Source organism: Streptomyces sp. B6B3, from assembly GCF_039871525.1.
Taxonomy (GTDB): Bacteria; Actinomycetota; Actinomycetes; order Streptomycetales; family Streptomycetaceae; genus Streptomyces.
The window spans coordinates 82,426-96,885 of the sequence record NZ_JBDPLU010000022.1; the positions used below are offsets into that span (position 1 = coordinate 82,426).

Annotated in this window: 13 protein-coding genes; 5 read left to right on the plus strand and 8 right to left on the minus strand. The window is 74.1% G+C overall.

What is annotated here, in order from left to right:
* Positions 1-79: 79 nt before the first annotated feature.
* Positions 80-1,171: a DUF2332 domain-containing protein gene (locus ABGB06_RS32535; protein ID WP_347596647.1), complete on the plus strand. Its 1,092-nt coding sequence runs from the start codon at positions 80-82 to the stop codon at positions 1,169-1,171.
* Positions 1,172-1,254: 83 nt separating this feature from the next.
* A complete protein-coding gene (locus tag ABGB06_RS32540) occupies positions 1,255-1,641 on the plus strand; it encodes a VOC family protein (RefSeq protein WP_347596650.1) in 387 nt (128 codons plus the stop codon).
* Positions 1,642-1,660: 19 nt separating this feature from the next.
* On the opposite strand, the gene ABGB06_RS32545 is transcribed toward ABGB06_RS32540, so the two are convergent.
* The gene (locus ABGB06_RS32545) at positions 1,661-2,365 is read right to left on the minus strand and encodes a nuclease-related domain-containing protein (RefSeq protein WP_347596652.1); all 705 of its coding nucleotides are present in this window, start codon (positions 2,363-2,365) and stop codon (positions 1,661-1,663) included.
* 80 nt (positions 2,366-2,445) lie between these two features.
* Here ABGB06_RS32545 and ABGB06_RS32550 point away from each other — a divergent pair, with 80 nt between their 5' ends.
* Entirely contained in the window at positions 2,446-2,844 is a 399-nt protein-coding gene (locus ABGB06_RS32550) for an NUDIX domain-containing protein (protein WP_347596654.1), read from the plus strand.
* 72 nt (positions 2,845-2,916) lie between these two features.
* A complete protein-coding gene (locus ABGB06_RS32555; protein WP_347596656.1) occupies positions 2,917-3,582 on the plus strand; it encodes a TetR/AcrR family transcriptional regulator in 666 nt (221 codons plus the stop codon).
* On the opposite strand, the gene ABGB06_RS32560 is transcribed toward ABGB06_RS32555, so the two are convergent.
* The 3 genes from ABGB06_RS32560 to ABGB06_RS32570 form a co-directional block, all read right to left on the minus strand.
* Positions 3,559-4,509, minus strand: coding sequence for an alpha/beta fold hydrolase (locus tag ABGB06_RS32560; RefSeq protein WP_347596658.1), 951 nt, complete (start codon positions 4,507-4,509; stop codon positions 3,559-3,561). The genes ABGB06_RS32555 and ABGB06_RS32560 overlap by 24 nt on opposite strands.
* Positions 4,510-4,614: 105 nt before the next feature.
* Positions 4,615-6,444 (minus strand): ABC transporter ATP-binding protein, encoded by a 1,830-nt coding sequence (locus ABGB06_RS32565; RefSeq protein ID WP_347596660.1) that lies wholly within the window; start codon positions 6,442-6,444, stop codon positions 4,615-4,617.
* Between the two features lie 67 nt (positions 6,445-6,511).
* Positions 6,512-7,111, minus strand: coding sequence for a DUF1349 domain-containing protein (locus tag ABGB06_RS32570; protein ID WP_347596662.1), 600 nt, complete (start codon positions 7,109-7,111; stop codon positions 6,512-6,514).
* Between the two features lie 156 nt (positions 7,112-7,267).
* Between ABGB06_RS32570 and ABGB06_RS32575 the strand changes: the two genes are divergently transcribed.
* A complete protein-coding gene (locus ABGB06_RS32575) occupies positions 7,268-8,821 on the plus strand; it encodes an NAD(P)/FAD-dependent oxidoreductase (RefSeq protein WP_347596664.1) in 1,554 nt (517 codons plus the stop codon).
* A 12-nt stretch (positions 8,822-8,833) separates the two neighbouring features.
* Here the strand turns inward: ABGB06_RS32575 and ABGB06_RS32580 are convergent, their stop codons facing one another.
* From ABGB06_RS32580 to ABGB06_RS32595, 4 genes are all read right to left on the minus strand, one after another.
* Positions 8,834-10,168 (minus strand): amidase, encoded by a 1,335-nt coding sequence (locus tag ABGB06_RS32580; protein ID WP_347596666.1) that lies wholly within the window; start codon positions 10,166-10,168, stop codon positions 8,834-8,836.
* A 55-nt stretch (positions 10,169-10,223) separates the two neighbouring features.
* Complete coding sequence (locus ABGB06_RS32585; protein ID WP_347596668.1) at positions 10,224-11,300, minus strand: LacI family DNA-binding transcriptional regulator; 1,077 nt, start codon at positions 11,298-11,300, stop codon at positions 10,224-10,226.
* A 242-nt stretch (positions 11,301-11,542) separates the two neighbouring features.
* Positions 11,543-12,151, minus strand: coding sequence for a hypothetical protein (locus tag ABGB06_RS32590; protein WP_347596670.1), 609 nt, complete (start codon positions 12,149-12,151; stop codon positions 11,543-11,545).
* Entirely contained in the window at positions 12,148-14,076 is a 1,929-nt protein-coding gene (locus tag ABGB06_RS32595; protein ID WP_347596672.1) for a glycoside hydrolase family 9 protein, read from the minus strand. Before ABGB06_RS32595 ends, ABGB06_RS32590 begins: the two co-directional genes overlap by 4 nt.
* Positions 14,077-14,460: the final 384 nt, after the last annotated feature.

Consider the following 14,460-nt stretch of genomic DNA (forward strand, 5'->3'; position numbering starts at 1 on the left):
ACATCGCCCCGCCCCGCGTCTTCCGTAACGGGTGGTCCCGGCCCCATGATCTTGGTGCGTTCCCGAGTGAGGAGTAACGATGCCCCGTGAAGTGGCCGCCGGCGCCTTCGCCCAGCAGGCCGCCGCCTGCGCCCGCCTCGGCTCCCCGCTCTACGCCGCCCTGCTGGAGCAGGTGGCCCGGGACATCCGCGACGGCGGGCCGTGCGCGGCGGCGATCGCGGGATATCTGGACGCCTCGTTCGACGACGCGGTGCCGCTGCGGCTGCTCGGCGGGGTGCACGCCCTGGTGCTGACCGGCCGGGCGCCCGAGTTGGCCGCGCACTATCCGAGCGCCGGCGGCGCCTTCGACCCGGCGCGGCCGGCGGCGGCGTGGCCGGCGTTCCGCGAGGTGGTCGCCGCGGAGCCGGAGTGGGTGCGGGCGTGGCTCCGCAACCCGCCCCAGACGAACGAGGTGGGCCGGTCCAGCCTGCTGGTGGCGGGGCTGCTCCACACCGTGCCGACGGCGCAGCTCCCGGTCCGGCTGTTCGAGTTGGGGTCGAGTGCGGGGCTGAACCTGCGGGCCGAGCAGTTCCGCTACACGGCCGGGGACTTCGTATGGGGTCCGGTGGACTCGCCGGTCCACCTCACCGACACCTGGCGGGGGGAGGTGCCCGGCTGGTTGCGCGCGGGGGCCGAGCGCCATCCGTCGCTGCGCATCGTCGAGCGGCGGGGCTGCGATCCCTCCCCCATCGACCCGCTGACGCAAGACGGCTCGTTGGCACTACGCGCGTATCTGTGGCCGGACCAGAACGAGCGTCGGGCGCGGCTCGACGGCGCGCTGGGGATCGCCGCCAAGGTGCCGGCGACGGTGGAGGCGGCCGGCGCCGACGAGTTCCTCGCCAACGTCGAGCTGGAGCCGGGCACGCTGACGGTGGTGTGGCACTCGATCATGCGGCAGTACGTGCCGGACGCCGCGTGGGCCCGGGTGGAGCGGGAACTGGACCGGCTGGCCGCGGCTGCCGGTCCCGACGCCGGCTTCGCCCGGATCTCCTTCGAACCCCGCACCGTCGACGGCGAGCCCGGCTTCTGGTTGGTCACCCAGGCGCCGGGCGAGCCCGAACGCCTGCTGACGCCGGCCCCGCCGCACGGTCTCCCGGCCGGCGTCGACGCGGCGCCGCGCCGCCGGGCGTGAACGAGACGCTCGGTGGTGGTGCGGCTGCGGGCACGCGCCGGTGGATGCGTGGACTTCGGTCGTGCAGGGCCTACGCTCGCGCCATGTCACCCGCGCGTTTCAAGGACCTGGCCATGGACGCCAACGACCACCAGGCGCTCGCCGACTGGTGGTGTACCGCGTTGGGCTACCAGCGCCACCAGCAGGACGGCGGCGAGCCGCCGCGCCCCGAGTGGCCGGTGCCGATCCACGACCCCACCGGCCACGGTCCGCTGATCTGGGTGAACCGGGTGCCGGAGCCGAAGACCGCGAAGAACCGCGTGCATCTGGACGTGTGGGGCGACGCCGAGGAGCTGATCGCGCTGGGCGCCCGCCTGGTCACCCCGCCCCGGGACGGCGTCCGGTGGCACGTGCTGTCCGATCCGGAGGGCAACGAGTTCTGCGTCTTCCCGCCGGAGCCGGCGCCGGCCCGGCCGCGCACGATCCGCTGATCGGACGAGAACGTGGGCGTCACACGTCGCGCCAGGTGCGCCGGTCGCGGGCGAGGCCGTAGAGCGCCTCGACCACGTCAGGTTTGAGCACGCCGCCGCGTGCGGCCAGGGCGGGCAGCTCGTGCTCGGTGAGCACCTCGACGTCCCGCAGCTCGGGTGACACGGTGACGCCGGCCGCGGCGACGCAGACCAGCACGGGCCGCACCTCGACCGGGAAACCACGGCTGCGGGCGAGCGCGTGCGCGGCGCGCCGCGCGTCCCGCCGGCAGCTCCGGACGTGCGGCACGCGGTGGCGGCGCAGCGCCCTGGTCACCTCGACGCCGTCGGTGTCCACCCGGAGCCGCGCGTTGCGATGGAAGACGGACCGGAGGCTCAGCACGCCGCCCGGCCCGATGGCCAGATGGCAGACCTCGGCCGCGCCGGGCAGCGGAACGGAGTGCAGCACCCGCCAGCCGGCCTCGGCGAGCCGGTCGAGGCGGGTCCCGGCGGCCTGCTCGCCGACCAGCCGGGCCCGCAGCTCGTCCGCCTCGGCCGACCGCACCAGCAGCCGGTCGAGCAGCCGGCGCGGAGCGCCGGCCGGCAGGGCCGCGATCCGGCCGTGCAGCGTCTCGCCCGGCCGGTTGGGCGCCAGGTCGTCGTCGGGATGCAACCACAGGGGCCCGTCGCCGTAGGGCCGCCGGTCCGGGCTCTCCGGATTCTCCATCGCACACCCCCAGGACTCCATGACACCATCGTGCGGGTCCCCGGGCGAGAGCGCCTCGGGGGCGGTCCGGAGCACGCGGGCGGAAGGCGAGGCGGAGGACGTTGGCGCAGCTCATCGAGGCCGTGGCGTGGGTCCACCTGGAGGGTGGCCGCATCCTCGGCGCCCGGTCCCGCGGCCGGGACCTCTTCTACATCCCCGGCGGCAAGCGGGAGCCGGGCGAGGCCGAGCTGGCGGCGCTGCTGCGCGAGGTACGCGAGGAGCTCACGGTGACGCTGCTGCCGGAGACGGTGACCCATCTGGGCACGTACACGGGGCAGGCGGACGGGCATCCGCCGGGCACCCTGGTCCTGGCCTGTTACACGGGCGAGTACCGGGGGACGCTGGCGGCCAGCAGCGAGATCGCGGAGATCGCGTGGCTGAGCCTGGCCGACCGGCACCGCACGGCCCCGGTGGACCACGCGGTGTTCGACGACCTGGCCGCCGCCGGCCGCCTCAGCTGACCGGTCGACACCGGGGCCGGCCCCGGACACCGTCGGTAGCATGGGGTTTCTGCTGACGGAAAGGGCGGCGCCGTGGCCGGAGCGCGGACGGACGGGCGGGTGGAGCGGGGGAACCAGACCCGCCGGCTGGTGCTGGGCCGCACCATGGCCATCGCCTCCGTCGAGGGCCTGGACGGGCTGTCGCTGGGGCGCATCGCGGGCGAGCTGGGCCTGAGCAAGAGCGGCGTGTTCGCGCTGTTCGGCTCCAAGGAGGAGCTGCAGCTGGCGACCATCAGGGCGGCCGTCGCGGTCTTCGCCGACCAGATCGTGCGGCCGGCGCGGGAGGTCCCGGAAGGGCTGGGGCAGGTGTGGCAGCTGTGCCAGCGGTACCTGGACTACTCCCGGGCTCGGGTCTTCCCCGGCGGCTGCTTCTTCACGGCGGTGTCCGCGGAGTTCAGCGCGCGCGGCGGGCCGGTGCGGGACGCCGTGGCGCGGGCGCGGGAGGACTGGGTCGAGCTGGTCGAGGGCATGATCGAGCGGGCCGGGCCGCGGGGTGAGCTGCGGCCCGACGCGGAGATCGGCCAGCTGGCGTTCGAGCTGATGGCGCTGCTGGAGATGGCGAACGCCCAGTCGGTGCTGCACGACGACGACTCCGGGTACCGGCGGGCCGAGGTGGCGATCCGGCGGCTGCTGCGGGAGGCGGCCGCGGATCCGGCCGGCCTGGAGTTCCCGGGACTATCCGACCGGGTCGGCGGCTGAGCCCTCGGGTACGGGCACGGCGTCCGCCGGGGTCGTCACGGTCTCGATGCGCTCGATGCCCTCGGCGGTCTCCGTGGTCTCGGTGGCCGCGAGGAAGTCCAGCACCGCCTCCGCCACCCGCGGGTCGGAGATGATCCGGCGGTGGCCGAGCCCCCGGGTGACCAGCAGGTCGGCCTGCTGGCCGTAGGCGGCGACCAGACGTCGGGCCTGGCCAGGATCGATGACGTCGTCGGCCTCGTCGTGGACGACCAGGATCGGCTGGGTGAGGTCGGCGGGGCGGTGGGTGGCGGCGAACCGGGCCCAGATGTCCCGCTCCTCGGGGAACATGCGGCTCTCGATCCGGCGCCGCAGCTCCGTCCCGACCCGGGGGCCGAGCCGCAGCTGCGCGCAGAACCGGTCGACCACGTGGTCAAAGTCGGCCGGGGCGGAGAGGGTGATCACCCGGTCGGCCGGCGCCTGCTCGCGCACCGAGAAGAAGGCGGCGAGGCCGCCGATGGAGTGCGCGATCACGGCGGTGAACCGGCCGTGCCGCTGGTGCAGCCGTCGGGCGATCTCGCGGTACTCCAGGATCGTCGTGGTGCGGCCGCCCGAACCGCCGTGGCCCGGCGCGTCGAACGCGACCGGGCTGTAGCCGCGGTCGAGCAGCGCGGCGATCAGCGGGGCGAACCGCGACGCCCGGGACTGCCAGCCGTGCATCAGCAGGACCGGGCGCGCGCCGTCGCCCCAGGCGAAGACGTCGACGGCCTTGCCGTTGACCTCGAACCGGTCGGGGCGGGCCCGGAGCATCACCGGCTCCTCGGCCGGCCGGAGCCGGCTGCGGCCGGTGGGTGTGCGGAACAGTGGCAGGGCGACCCCGGCGGCGGCCCTCGGGGCGACCCGGGCGAGGGCGGCGAGCGTGGTGCGGACGACGCCGGTCGTGAGGTTCATGGCCGGTGGCTCCATGGCTTGTCGGTCTTCGGAGGAGCAGATAGTAGCACGACCGTTCGCACAGTTTTATGGGCGAGGGTGGTACCCCCGGTTTCGGGGTGGGTTTCAGGGTGCCGCCTCGACCTCCACCACCTGCCGCTCGCGGTTGTCCTGGCGCACGAGCTCCGCGTACCGGCCGTCGAGCGCCAGCAGTTGTTCGTGGGTGCCGCGCTCCAGGATCCGCCCGCCGTCCAGCACCACGATCTGGTCGGCGTCCCGGATGGTGGAGAGCCGGTGGGCGATGGTCAGCGTGGTGCGGCCGGCCGACAGCCCGTCGATGGCCAGCTGCACCGCCTGCTCGGTCCCGGTGTCCAGCGCACTGGTGGCCTCGTCCAGCACGAGCACCGGCGGGTCGCGGAGGATGGTGCGGGCGATGGCCAGCCGCTGCTTCTCGCCTCCCGAGAACCGGTAGCCGCGCTCGCCGACGAGCGTCTCGTACCCCTCGGGCAGCCCGGCGATGTGGTCGTGGATCTGGGCGGCCCGGGCGGCCGCCTCCAGCTCCGCCTGGCTGGCGTCGGGCTTGGCGAACCGCAGGTTGTCGGCGATGGAGGCGTGGAAGAGGTAGGTCTCCTGGGAGACCACGCCGACGGCCCGGGCCAACGAGTCGAAGCTCAGGTCGCGGACGTCGACACCGTCCAGGGTGACCCGCCCCTCGGTCACGTCGTACAGCCGAGGCACCAGGTAGCCCAGGGTGCTCTTGCCGGCGCCGGTCGGGCCGACGACGGCGAGCGAGCCGCCAGCCGGGATCGTCAGCGCGATGCCGTCCAGGGCGGGCGGCGTGCCGGGGTCGTACCGGAAGGTGACCTTCTCGAATCTGACCTCCCCGCGGGCCCGGTGCAGGGTCACGGGGTCCGGGCGCTCGGTGATGTCCACGGGCAGGTCGAGGTACTCGAAGATGCGCTGGAACAGCGCGAGCGAAGCCTGGATGTCGACGCCGGTGGACAACAGGGACACCGCCGGGCGCAGCAGCCCCTGTTGCAGGCTGACGAACGCGACCAGGGTGCCGATCGACGGCGGGGTGCCGCCGAGCTGGATCATCGCGCCGGCCGACCAGTAGAGCAGCGCCGGGATCGCCGCCATGATCATGCCGATGGTGGACATGCGCCAGCGTCCGGCCATGCTGGCGCGGACCTCCAGGTTCACCAGCCGGCCCGATTCGGCCGAGAAGTTCCGGGTGAGGGCCTCGGCCCGGCCCATGGTGCGGCCGAGCATGATGCCGCTGACCGAGAGCGACTCGGTGACGATGGCGGCCATCGCGGCCATCTGCTTCTGCCGCTGCGTGGTGATCCGGCGGCGCTCCCGGCCGACGCGGCGGGCTATCCACACGAAGAACGGCAGCAGCGCCAGCGAGACCAGGGTGAGTCGCCAGTCCAGCGCCAGCATCGCGACCACGGTGGCGACCACGGCGGTGAGGTTGGACACCAGGGAGGTCGCGGTGGAGGTGACGGTGGCCTGCATGGAGCCGATGTCGCCGGCGATCCGGGACTGCACCTCGCCGGTGCGGGTCCGGGTGAAGAACGCCAGCGGCATCTGCTGGAGCTTGGCGTAGACGGCGGTGCGCAGGTCGTGCATGACCTGCTGGCCGACCGTGGTGGAGAGCAGCGTCTGCAGCACGCCGAAGACGCTGCTGGTGACCGCGGTGGCGATCATGCCGAGGGCGAGGAGGGCGAGCAGTCCGGTGCGCCGCTCGGGCAGCGCCGTGTCGATGATCTCCCGCAGCAGGAACGGGGAGGCCACGGCGACCAGGGAGGAGGCGGCGACCAGTATCCCCACGACGGCCAGCCGGCCGCGGTAGGGCTTGAAGAGGCGGAGGATACGTCGGATCTGTGCGGGCGGCGGTGGGGCCGAGGCGTCGTCCTCGGCCTCCGCGCCCCGGGGCGGGGTGCTGTCTGGCATGGGCTCCTTCGGGGGGAACGTCTCTTCTGCGGAGACGACCCTCCAGTTTACGGCCGGGACCGGGTCGTTAGCTTCCCCCGCGCAGATCGCTCAGTGTGCGCCGGGCGTACGCGATCCCGGTGAACCAGACCGTGCTGCCGGGGCCGAGCGGCGACTGGGCGAGGAAGCCGACCTGGGCGGCGCCGCCGAAGGTGAAGTAGCGGACGAGCTGCCAGAAGCTCCCGTCCGTGGAGGCGTGGAAGGCGTAGGCGTCGCCGATCCTGGCGATCCGCAGCCAGACGTCTCCGGTGTCGACCGCGATTCCGTTGGCGTCGTCGGAGCTGCCGCGGGTCACCACCGAGACGATGGTCGGCCGGCCCTGCGGGGAGAGTTCCAGGCACAGCTTGGCCCAGGTGTCCGGGTCCCGGTGGAGCAGCAGCACGCCCGCGTCGTAGGTCTCGGCCAGGGACACGGTGACCCGGGCGCTGAGCGTGAAGTCGCCCGACGGGTCGCCGAGCAGGGCGGGGGCGTTGGCGAAGCGGTCGGGGCCGCCGGGGTCGGTGAACAGGTCGGTGCGCGGGCCGGCGGTGACCGTCAGCGCGTCCGGGCCGTCGACCCGCCAGTCGACGGGGGTGTTCAGCCAGCGCAGCGGCGCCGGTATCGCCGGCAGCGTCACGGCGTCGTCCACGATCCGGTCCTCCGTCTCTCGGTGGCCTGGCGGGCACGGCGTCCCGCGTTCGGCCGGGGTGCGGGGCGTGACGGACCCTACGCCAGCCCGCCCCGGCCGACCAGAGGATCCGGCCACGCCGCTGGCCGGGGCGGACGCGGCGTGTTACCAAGTGTCATGCCCCTCCGCAGCTCGTATGACGTCGTGATCGTCGGCGGTGGCCACAACGGTCTGGTCGCCGCCGCCTACCTCGCCCAGGCCGGCCGCCGGGTGCTGGTGCTGGAGCGGCTGCCGCGGACCGGCGGCGCGGCCGTGTCCGACCTGGCCTTCGACGGCGTCACCGCCCGGCTCTCCCGGTACGCCTATCTGGTGAGCCTGCTGCCGCGGGAGATCGTGGCGGACCTGGGGCTGCGGCTGGACCTGCGCGGCCGGCGGTTCTCGTCGTACACGCCCACGGTGCGGGACGGGCGGCACACCGGGCTGCTGGTCGGCGGCGGCGAGCAGCGGACCCGCGAGGCGTTCGCGCGGCTCACCGGCTCGGACCGGGAGTACGAGGCGTGGCAGCGGTTCTACGGGATGACCCGGCGGGTGGCGGCGCGGGTGTTCCCCACCCTCACCGAGCCGTTGCCGAGTCGGGAGGCGCTGCGCGAGCGGGTGGCCGAGCCCGCGGCCTGGGCGGCGCTGTTCGAGCGGCCGCTGGGCGAGGCGGTGGAGGCGGCGTTCGACGACGATCTGGTGCGCGGCGTGGTGCTCACCGACGGCCTGATCGGGACCTTCGCCGACGCGCACGACCCCGCGCTCCGGCAGAACCGTTGTTTCCTCTACCACGTGATCGGGCGGGGCACCGGCGACTGGGACGTGCCGGTGGGCGGGATGGGGGCGGTGACGGACGCGCTGGCGGCCGCGGCGCTGGGCGCGGGCGCGGAGATCGCCACGGGGCACGAGGTGACGGCGGTGGACACCGACGGCCGCGCGGCCGAGGTGCGGTACCGCACCTTCGAGGCCGAGGGCGTGGTGGGCGCGCACCAGGTGCTGGTGGGGGCGGCGCCGGCGGAGCTCGCCCGGCTGCTGGGCGAGCCGTCACCGGAACCGGCCCCGGAGGGCGCGCAGTTCAAGGTGAACATGCTGCTGCGGCGGCTGCCGCGGCTGCGCGATCCGGACGTGGACCCGCGGGAGGCGTTCGCCGGCACCTGCCATGTGGCGGAGGGCTATCGGCAGTTGGCGGACGCCTACCGGCAGGCGGCGGCCGGGGAGCCGCCGGAGACGCCGCCCAGCGAGCTGTACTGCCACTCGCTCACCGACCCGTCGATCCTGGCGCCGGAACTGGCGGCCGAGGGCTACCAGACCCTGACCCTGTTCGGGCTGCACACGCCGGCGCGGCTGTTCGCGCGGGACAACGAGAGGACCAGGGCGCGGCTGCTGGAGGCGACGCTGGAGGCCCTGGACCGGCATCTGGCGGAGCCGCTCACCGACTGCCTGGCCCGGGACGCGTTCGGCCGGCCGTGCCTGGAGGCCAGGACGCCGCTCGATCTGGAGCGGGACCTGCGGCTGCCCGGCGGCAACATCTTCCACCGGGACCTCGCCTTCCCGCATGCGCGCGAGGACAGCGGCCGGTGGGGCGTGGAGACCGCGCACGCCAACGTGCTGCTGTGCGGCGCGGGGGCGCTGCGCGGCGGCGGGGTCAGCGGCATCCCCGGACACAACGCGGCCATGGCGGCGCTCGGGCGTTAGCTCCCGACAGGGTTAGCCAGGCGGGCGGCCGGATCCGGGGTGGCGGGTGAGGGCGTCCGCCACGGCGGCGGCGCGCGGCAGGAGGTCCTCGTCGCCGCCCACCGGGCCCGCGCACTGCAACCCGGCGGGCAGCCCGTCCGGGAAGCGGCCGGCCGGGAACGACAGCGCCGGGGCGCCGAGGTAGCTCCAGGGCAGGGACATCACCGGGTTCCCGGTGCTGCCGAGGCCGCGCGGCGCCGGTCCGGTGGCGGCGGGGGCGACCCACACGTCGACGCCGTGTTCGGCCGTCGTCTCGGCGAGCCGCGCGCGGAGCGCGGCGCGGGCGCGGAGCGCGGCCTCGTACGCCGCGGGCTCGATCGGCTGTCCCTCGCGGATCGCCGCCGCGGTCTCCGGGCGGTACAGCGGGGCGTGGGCCGCGAACCAGGCGCGGTGGCCGCGGGCCAGCTCGAAGCGGTTGATGACGAACTGGTCCGCCCGGACCGCGTCGAAGTCGGCCAGGAAACCGGTGCGCCGCACGGCGAAGCCGCGTCGTTCCAGCGTCTCGAGCTGGCGCTCGAAATGGGCCAGCGCCGCGTCGTCGGCGTGCCGGAGGTAGGCGGCGTCGGGGACGCCGAGCACGGGCGGCCCGGTCGGGGGCGCGGACGGCGGGCGCCAGTCGTCCAGCAGCACGGCGGCGGCCGGCAGGAGGTCCAGCGGCGTGGCGGTGAAGACGCCGACGGTGTCGAAGGTCGGGGCGTTGGCTATCACCCCGGCGCCCGGCACGCGGCCGTGGCTGGGCTTGTACCCGGTGACCCCGCAGTAGGCGGCGGGCCGCACCACCGACCCGATGGTCTGGGTGCCGAGGGCCAGCGGCACCATGCCGGCGGCGACGGCAGCCGCCGAACCGCTGCTCGATCCGCCGGGGGTGTGGGCGGGCCGGCGCGGGTTGCGGGTCGGGCCGGGGGCGACGACGGCGAACTCGGCGGTGACGGTCTTGCCCACGACCACCGCCCCGGCCTCGACCAGCCGGTCCACGACGGGGGCCTGCGGGCCGGCGAGCGCCTCGGCGGGCAGCCGGGAGCCGGCCCGGGTCGGCAGCCCCGCGACGTGCACGATGTCCTTGACGGCCACCGGGACGCCGTACAGCGGCGGCCGGTCGGCGGGCGGGGGCGCGTCGGCCGTGAGCGTCGCCGTCCGGGCGGCGAGCCGCTCGCGGCGACCCGGCTCGGGAAGGAACGCGCGGACCAGCTCGTCCACGGCCTCGATGCGGTCACAGCTCCGGGCGACGGCGTCGGTCGCGCTCAGCGCGCCGGAGCGCAGGGCGGCGAGTTCGGCGGACAACGAGCGGAGGCGGATGAGTTCGGACACGGCGGTCAGCCTAGGGCGCGGGACCCTGTGCGGTCGCGGGTCGGGCCGCGAGGGGTCAGCGGGCCACGGGGGCCGGCGCCGTGGAGTCGCGGATCACCACGTGGGTACCGAGCAGGGCGTGCTGCTCGGCCGAGGACGACTCACCCTCCCGGAGCCCGAGCGCCAGCCGGACCGCCGTCCGCCCCAACTCCTCGTACGGCACGTGCACGGTGGTCAGCTGCGGGCGCAGGTCGGTGGCCGGGTCCACGTCGTCGTACCCGACGAGGGAGACGTCGTCCGGGACGGTGAGCCCGGAGTCGGTGAGCGCGGCCAGCGCACCCGCGGCGGCGATGTCGGTGACGGCGAAGACCGCCGTGAAGTCGACGCCCTGGCGGATCCGGCCGCGCAGCCGCTCGTAGGCGTCGGCCCGGTTGAAGTCGGCGCGCTGCACCAGGCCCTCCTCGGCCGGCGCGTCGTAGTCGGCCAGGGCCCTGCGGTACCCGGCCATCCGGCCGGCGACCGTGGTGGTGCCCTCGGCGTCGGCGCCGAGGAAGAGGATCCGCCGGTGTCCCTGGGCGAGCAGGCGGCTGACCACCGCGTAGGCGCCGCCCTCGTTGTCGTACTCGACGCAGGTGGCGGGGACGTCGGGGCCGAGCGGCGGCCGGCCGCAGAGCACCAGCCGGGATCCGGAGGCGTCCAGCGAGTGCGCGATGCCGGTCATCTGCTCCCGGTAGGCCGCGTCGTCCACCACCCCGCCGATGAGGATCACCGCGCCGGCGCCCTGTTCGCGCATGGTGCGCACCACCGAGAGCTCGCGCTCGGGGTCGCCCTGGGTGGTGCAGATCAGGCAGATCCGGCCGCGGCGCGCGGCCTCCTCCTCCACGCCGTGCGCGACCTGGGCGAACGAGGCGCCGCGCACGTCGTTCAGCACGAAGGCGACGGTCGGGGTGCCGCGGCCGCGGAGCGCGCGGGCGTGGGTGTTCGCGACGTAGTCCAGCTCCCGGATGGCGCGCAGCACCCGCTGCCGGGTCCGCTGGGCGACGGGATAGTTGTCCGCGAGCACCCGGGAGACGGTGGCCATCGACACACCGGCCCGCTCGGCGACGTCCCGGAGGGTCGCGGGGGCGCCGGGTGCCGGATCGGCGGGGGTCATGGCCTCGCTCCGCAGAAAGCGTTTCTCGGGGTGCCGCTCATCGGACGCAGTCTAGTCGCAGGTGGGACCGGTAACCGCCGGCCCTCACCGCCCGGATGCCGGCCCCGGGAGCCGCCGGCCGGGCAGAGATCGTTCGCTGCGATCGGGGGGCAGGGTCGCCGGGGTCTTCCGGAGGTTGAAGCGGGTGCACGGGGAGGCCATCGCCCACTCCCCGCGCACCCGCGGTCCTCGGGGTCGCCGGATCAGCGCAGCCAGGTGTGGCGGCTGACCAGCGGGAGGCGTTCCCATACCCGGCCGAGGCCCCAGACCCGGCCGGCCGAGCAGACGGCCAACGCGATCATGGCGCCGGCGTAGACGATGTGCTGGTCCACCAGGGGGTTGGTGGACATGCTCGGGGAACCGTCGGACAGGTGCTGGGCGGGCGGGAACTCACCAGCCCACAGGAAGAGCATCATCAGCGTGCCGCCCAGGGCCGCGACCCGCAGCGCCACGCCGGTGACCAGGGAGAGGCCGAGCCCGAGCATGCCGAGCATGTAGACCCAGTCGACCCAGGTCTGTCCGGCCCAGTCGTGGAACGTGGACTCCAGCGGCCCGGTGGCGACCGAGGCGAGGTAGCCCTCGGCCGGCGAGTGGCCTTCCACCCAGGCGTTCTCGGCGTCGGTGGCGTAGCCCAGGCCGAAGGTCTTGTCCAGGAACGCCCACAGGAAGATGGAGCCGGTGATGATGCGCAGCACGGCGAGGGCGCGCGCCGCGGTCTGCGACAGGCCGGACCTGGTCCGGTCGCTCACGTCGCGCCGCGCGGCGCTCCGCTCGTCGCTGTGTCCCGCGGGCGAGTACAGGGTGTCGCTCATGATGACGCCTCCGTTCCGGGCTCCTCGCCCCATACCAGTTCACCGTCGTCGTACAGGGTGATGTGCGGGGTCCTGCTGGTGGTCGCTCCGAGTCCCTCGTTGGACCAGTCGTTGGACGGGTCCCAGCCGGCGCCGCCGTCGATGCGGAACTGCACCTCGGCGCGGTGCTGCGACTGGCCACCGGGGAAGATGGACCTGCCGGCGCAGTCGAGCTCCAGGTAGTACAGCGAGCCCTGGGCCTGGTGGACCTCGCCCAGTGGTTCGGGGCACTCGCTGTAGCCCGAGCTGAGGGTGATCGCCGCCGGGTCCGTGCCCTCGTCGAGGGTGAACCAGTAGCGGAGGGTGCCGGCCTCGATCGCCCGGGCCGGCCAGCTCGAGGTGTTCCTGACGGTGGCCTTGACCTCGGTGAAGGTCGAGCCCGTGGCGTTGCGCGACGCCTCGACGTAGATCTCGGCGTCGGTGGGCTCCTCGGCCTGGGGGAAGTCAGGCAGCGGGGTGCCGCCGTGCAGTCCGGCCAGATAGGCCAGGGCACCGGAGAAGCCGGCGTTGTAGTCCGTGGCCACCTCGTTGGCCACGTAGTCCTGCCGGTCGTCGGTGTACTGGTCGTTGGGGGCCGAGGGTCCGCCGACGAGCGCGCCGTACAGCACGTGGCGGTTGGCCTCCGGGGCGGTGATCTGGTCGGTCCAGGAGCCGTGGGCGGTGCGGTGGTGCGGCTCGGTCGGCGGGTTCTCGCCGAATCCGACGACGTAGCTGGACTGGCGGGGGTTGTCGCCCAGCGCGTAGTCGATCTGGGACTGGCCGAAGTCCTGGTAGCGGGCGGCGCGTTCCGCGTCGGTTCCGGACAGCCAGTCCGAGTAGACCAGGGCCACGAAGGCCGTGTTGGCGGCGTAGCGCAGCGATCCCCAGGAGTCCAGGACCGCCTGGCCGCCGGGCGAGTAGCGCACCTGCTGTCCGTTGACGCCGCTGGTCCAGAAGTCGAGCCAGCGGTTGGCGTCCTGCACGTACCGCTCCTCGCCGGTCTCCATGGCCAGCAGGGCGTAGGCCCCGTAGGACTTGTCATCCCAGGAGATCGTCCAGCGGTAGCTGCGGGTGTCGGTCTGCTGTTCGGTGTTCAGCTCGTCGTACTCGGTGACCGCCTTGTCGAGGTACGCCGCGTCGCCGGTGGCCTTGTACAGCCAGTAGGCGCCCCAGACGAGCTCGTCCTGGTAGCCGGAGTGCGAACGGTAGAACGATCCGGCCGGCACGCAGTCGGAGTAGACGCCCCGGTGCTCGTCGGCGAAGGCGTACAGCTGCTCCGCGTGACGCACCAGGGTGGCGGCGTACGACGGGTCGTCCTCGGCGAAGAGCATCGACGAGGAGGCCATGGCGGCGGCGGTCTCGGCGGCCACGTCGGATCCGGGGCAGCCGGCGTCCACCCGGTAGGCCGGGCGTTCCATCGGCATCACCTCGGCCGGACCCCACCACTTGTGGTCGGCGTCGCCGTCCCCGACCTGGGCGTAGAGCACGTCGGGCTCGGGGTGCGCCCGGATGAAGTAGTCGTTCACCCAGCGCAGGTTGTCCTTGAGGTAGGTCAGCTGACCCGACTGCTCGTAGCCGTCGGCGGCGGCCAGCCCACCCCAGGCCAGGATGGTGGCGGCGGAGGCCATCGGCAGGCCGAACTTGACGTGGTCGCCGGCGTCGTACCAGCCGCCGGTCAGGTCCAGGCCGACGTCCGCGCCGTCGTCGAGCGCGGAGTCCCCGCGCCAGCTGACGCGGTTGTCGTCCGGGAGTGCCCCGGAGCGCTGTGCCTCGTAGAAGAACATCGACTTCTGCAGGGCCTCGGCGTAGTTGAACTGGGATTCCTGCGCCTCGGCTCCGCCCGTCGCACCCGGCACCAGCAGACCGCCGGCGATCGTCGCCGCGCCGAGGAGCGCGGCGAGCGACACGCGGCGGCGCCGACGGCGCGCTGCGGGCGGGGGTCTTAACGAGTGTCTCGCTGTCTTGGGGGGTGACATGGTTGCAGGCCCTTTTCGTTCCTCGGTTTCCGCTGGGATACGGAGACCGCCGTCGGGTGGTGACTGCCTCGGTCCCCGAGGGGCGGCTCGGCAGTCCGTACTGGGAGCGCTCCCACCCGACGGCGGCACTGCACATGGTGCGATGGCGTCATGCCCTCGTCAATGACTTGGACCGTTTTATCTTCAAACAGGAATCGTCCAACCACGCCACACCCGTCCCGGATGGCTTCGGGAAATGTCGGCACACAGCCATCCGGGACGGGCTCCGCCTCAGTCCTGGTCGTCCCTGACAGAGTCGAAGCGGCGACCCGTCAG

Bases quoted from the DNA above. Each gene is read 5' to 3' on its own strand.
- ABGB06_RS32535 (WP_347596647.1), top strand. From the start codon at position 80: ATGCCCCGTGAAGTGGCCGCCGGCGCCTTCGCCCAGCAGGCCGCCGCC.
- ABGB06_RS32540 (WP_347596650.1), top strand. From the start codon at position 1,255: ATGTCACCCGCGCGTTTCAAGGACCTGGCCATGGACGCCAACGACCAC.
- ABGB06_RS32545 (WP_347596652.1), bottom strand. From the start codon at position 2,365: ATGGAGTCCTGGGGGTGTGCGATGGAGAATCCGGAGAGCCCGGACCGG.
- ABGB06_RS32560 (WP_347596658.1), bottom strand. From the start codon at position 4,509: ATGAACCTCACGACCGGCGTCGTCCGCACCACGCTCGCCGCCCTCGCC.
- ABGB06_RS32565 (WP_347596660.1), bottom strand. From the start codon at position 6,444: ATGCCAGACAGCACCCCGCCCCGGGGCGCGGAGGCCGAGGACGACGCC.
- ABGB06_RS32575 (WP_347596664.1), top strand. From the start codon at position 7,268: ATGCCCCTCCGCAGCTCGTATGACGTCGTGATCGTCGGCGGTGGCCAC.
- ABGB06_RS32585 (WP_347596668.1), bottom strand. From the start codon at position 11,300: ATGACCCCCGCCGATCCGGCACCCGGCGCCCCCGCGACCCTCCGGGAC.
- ABGB06_RS32590 (WP_347596670.1), bottom strand. From the start codon at position 12,151: ATGAGCGACACCCTGTACTCGCCCGCGGGACACAGCGACGAGCGGAGC.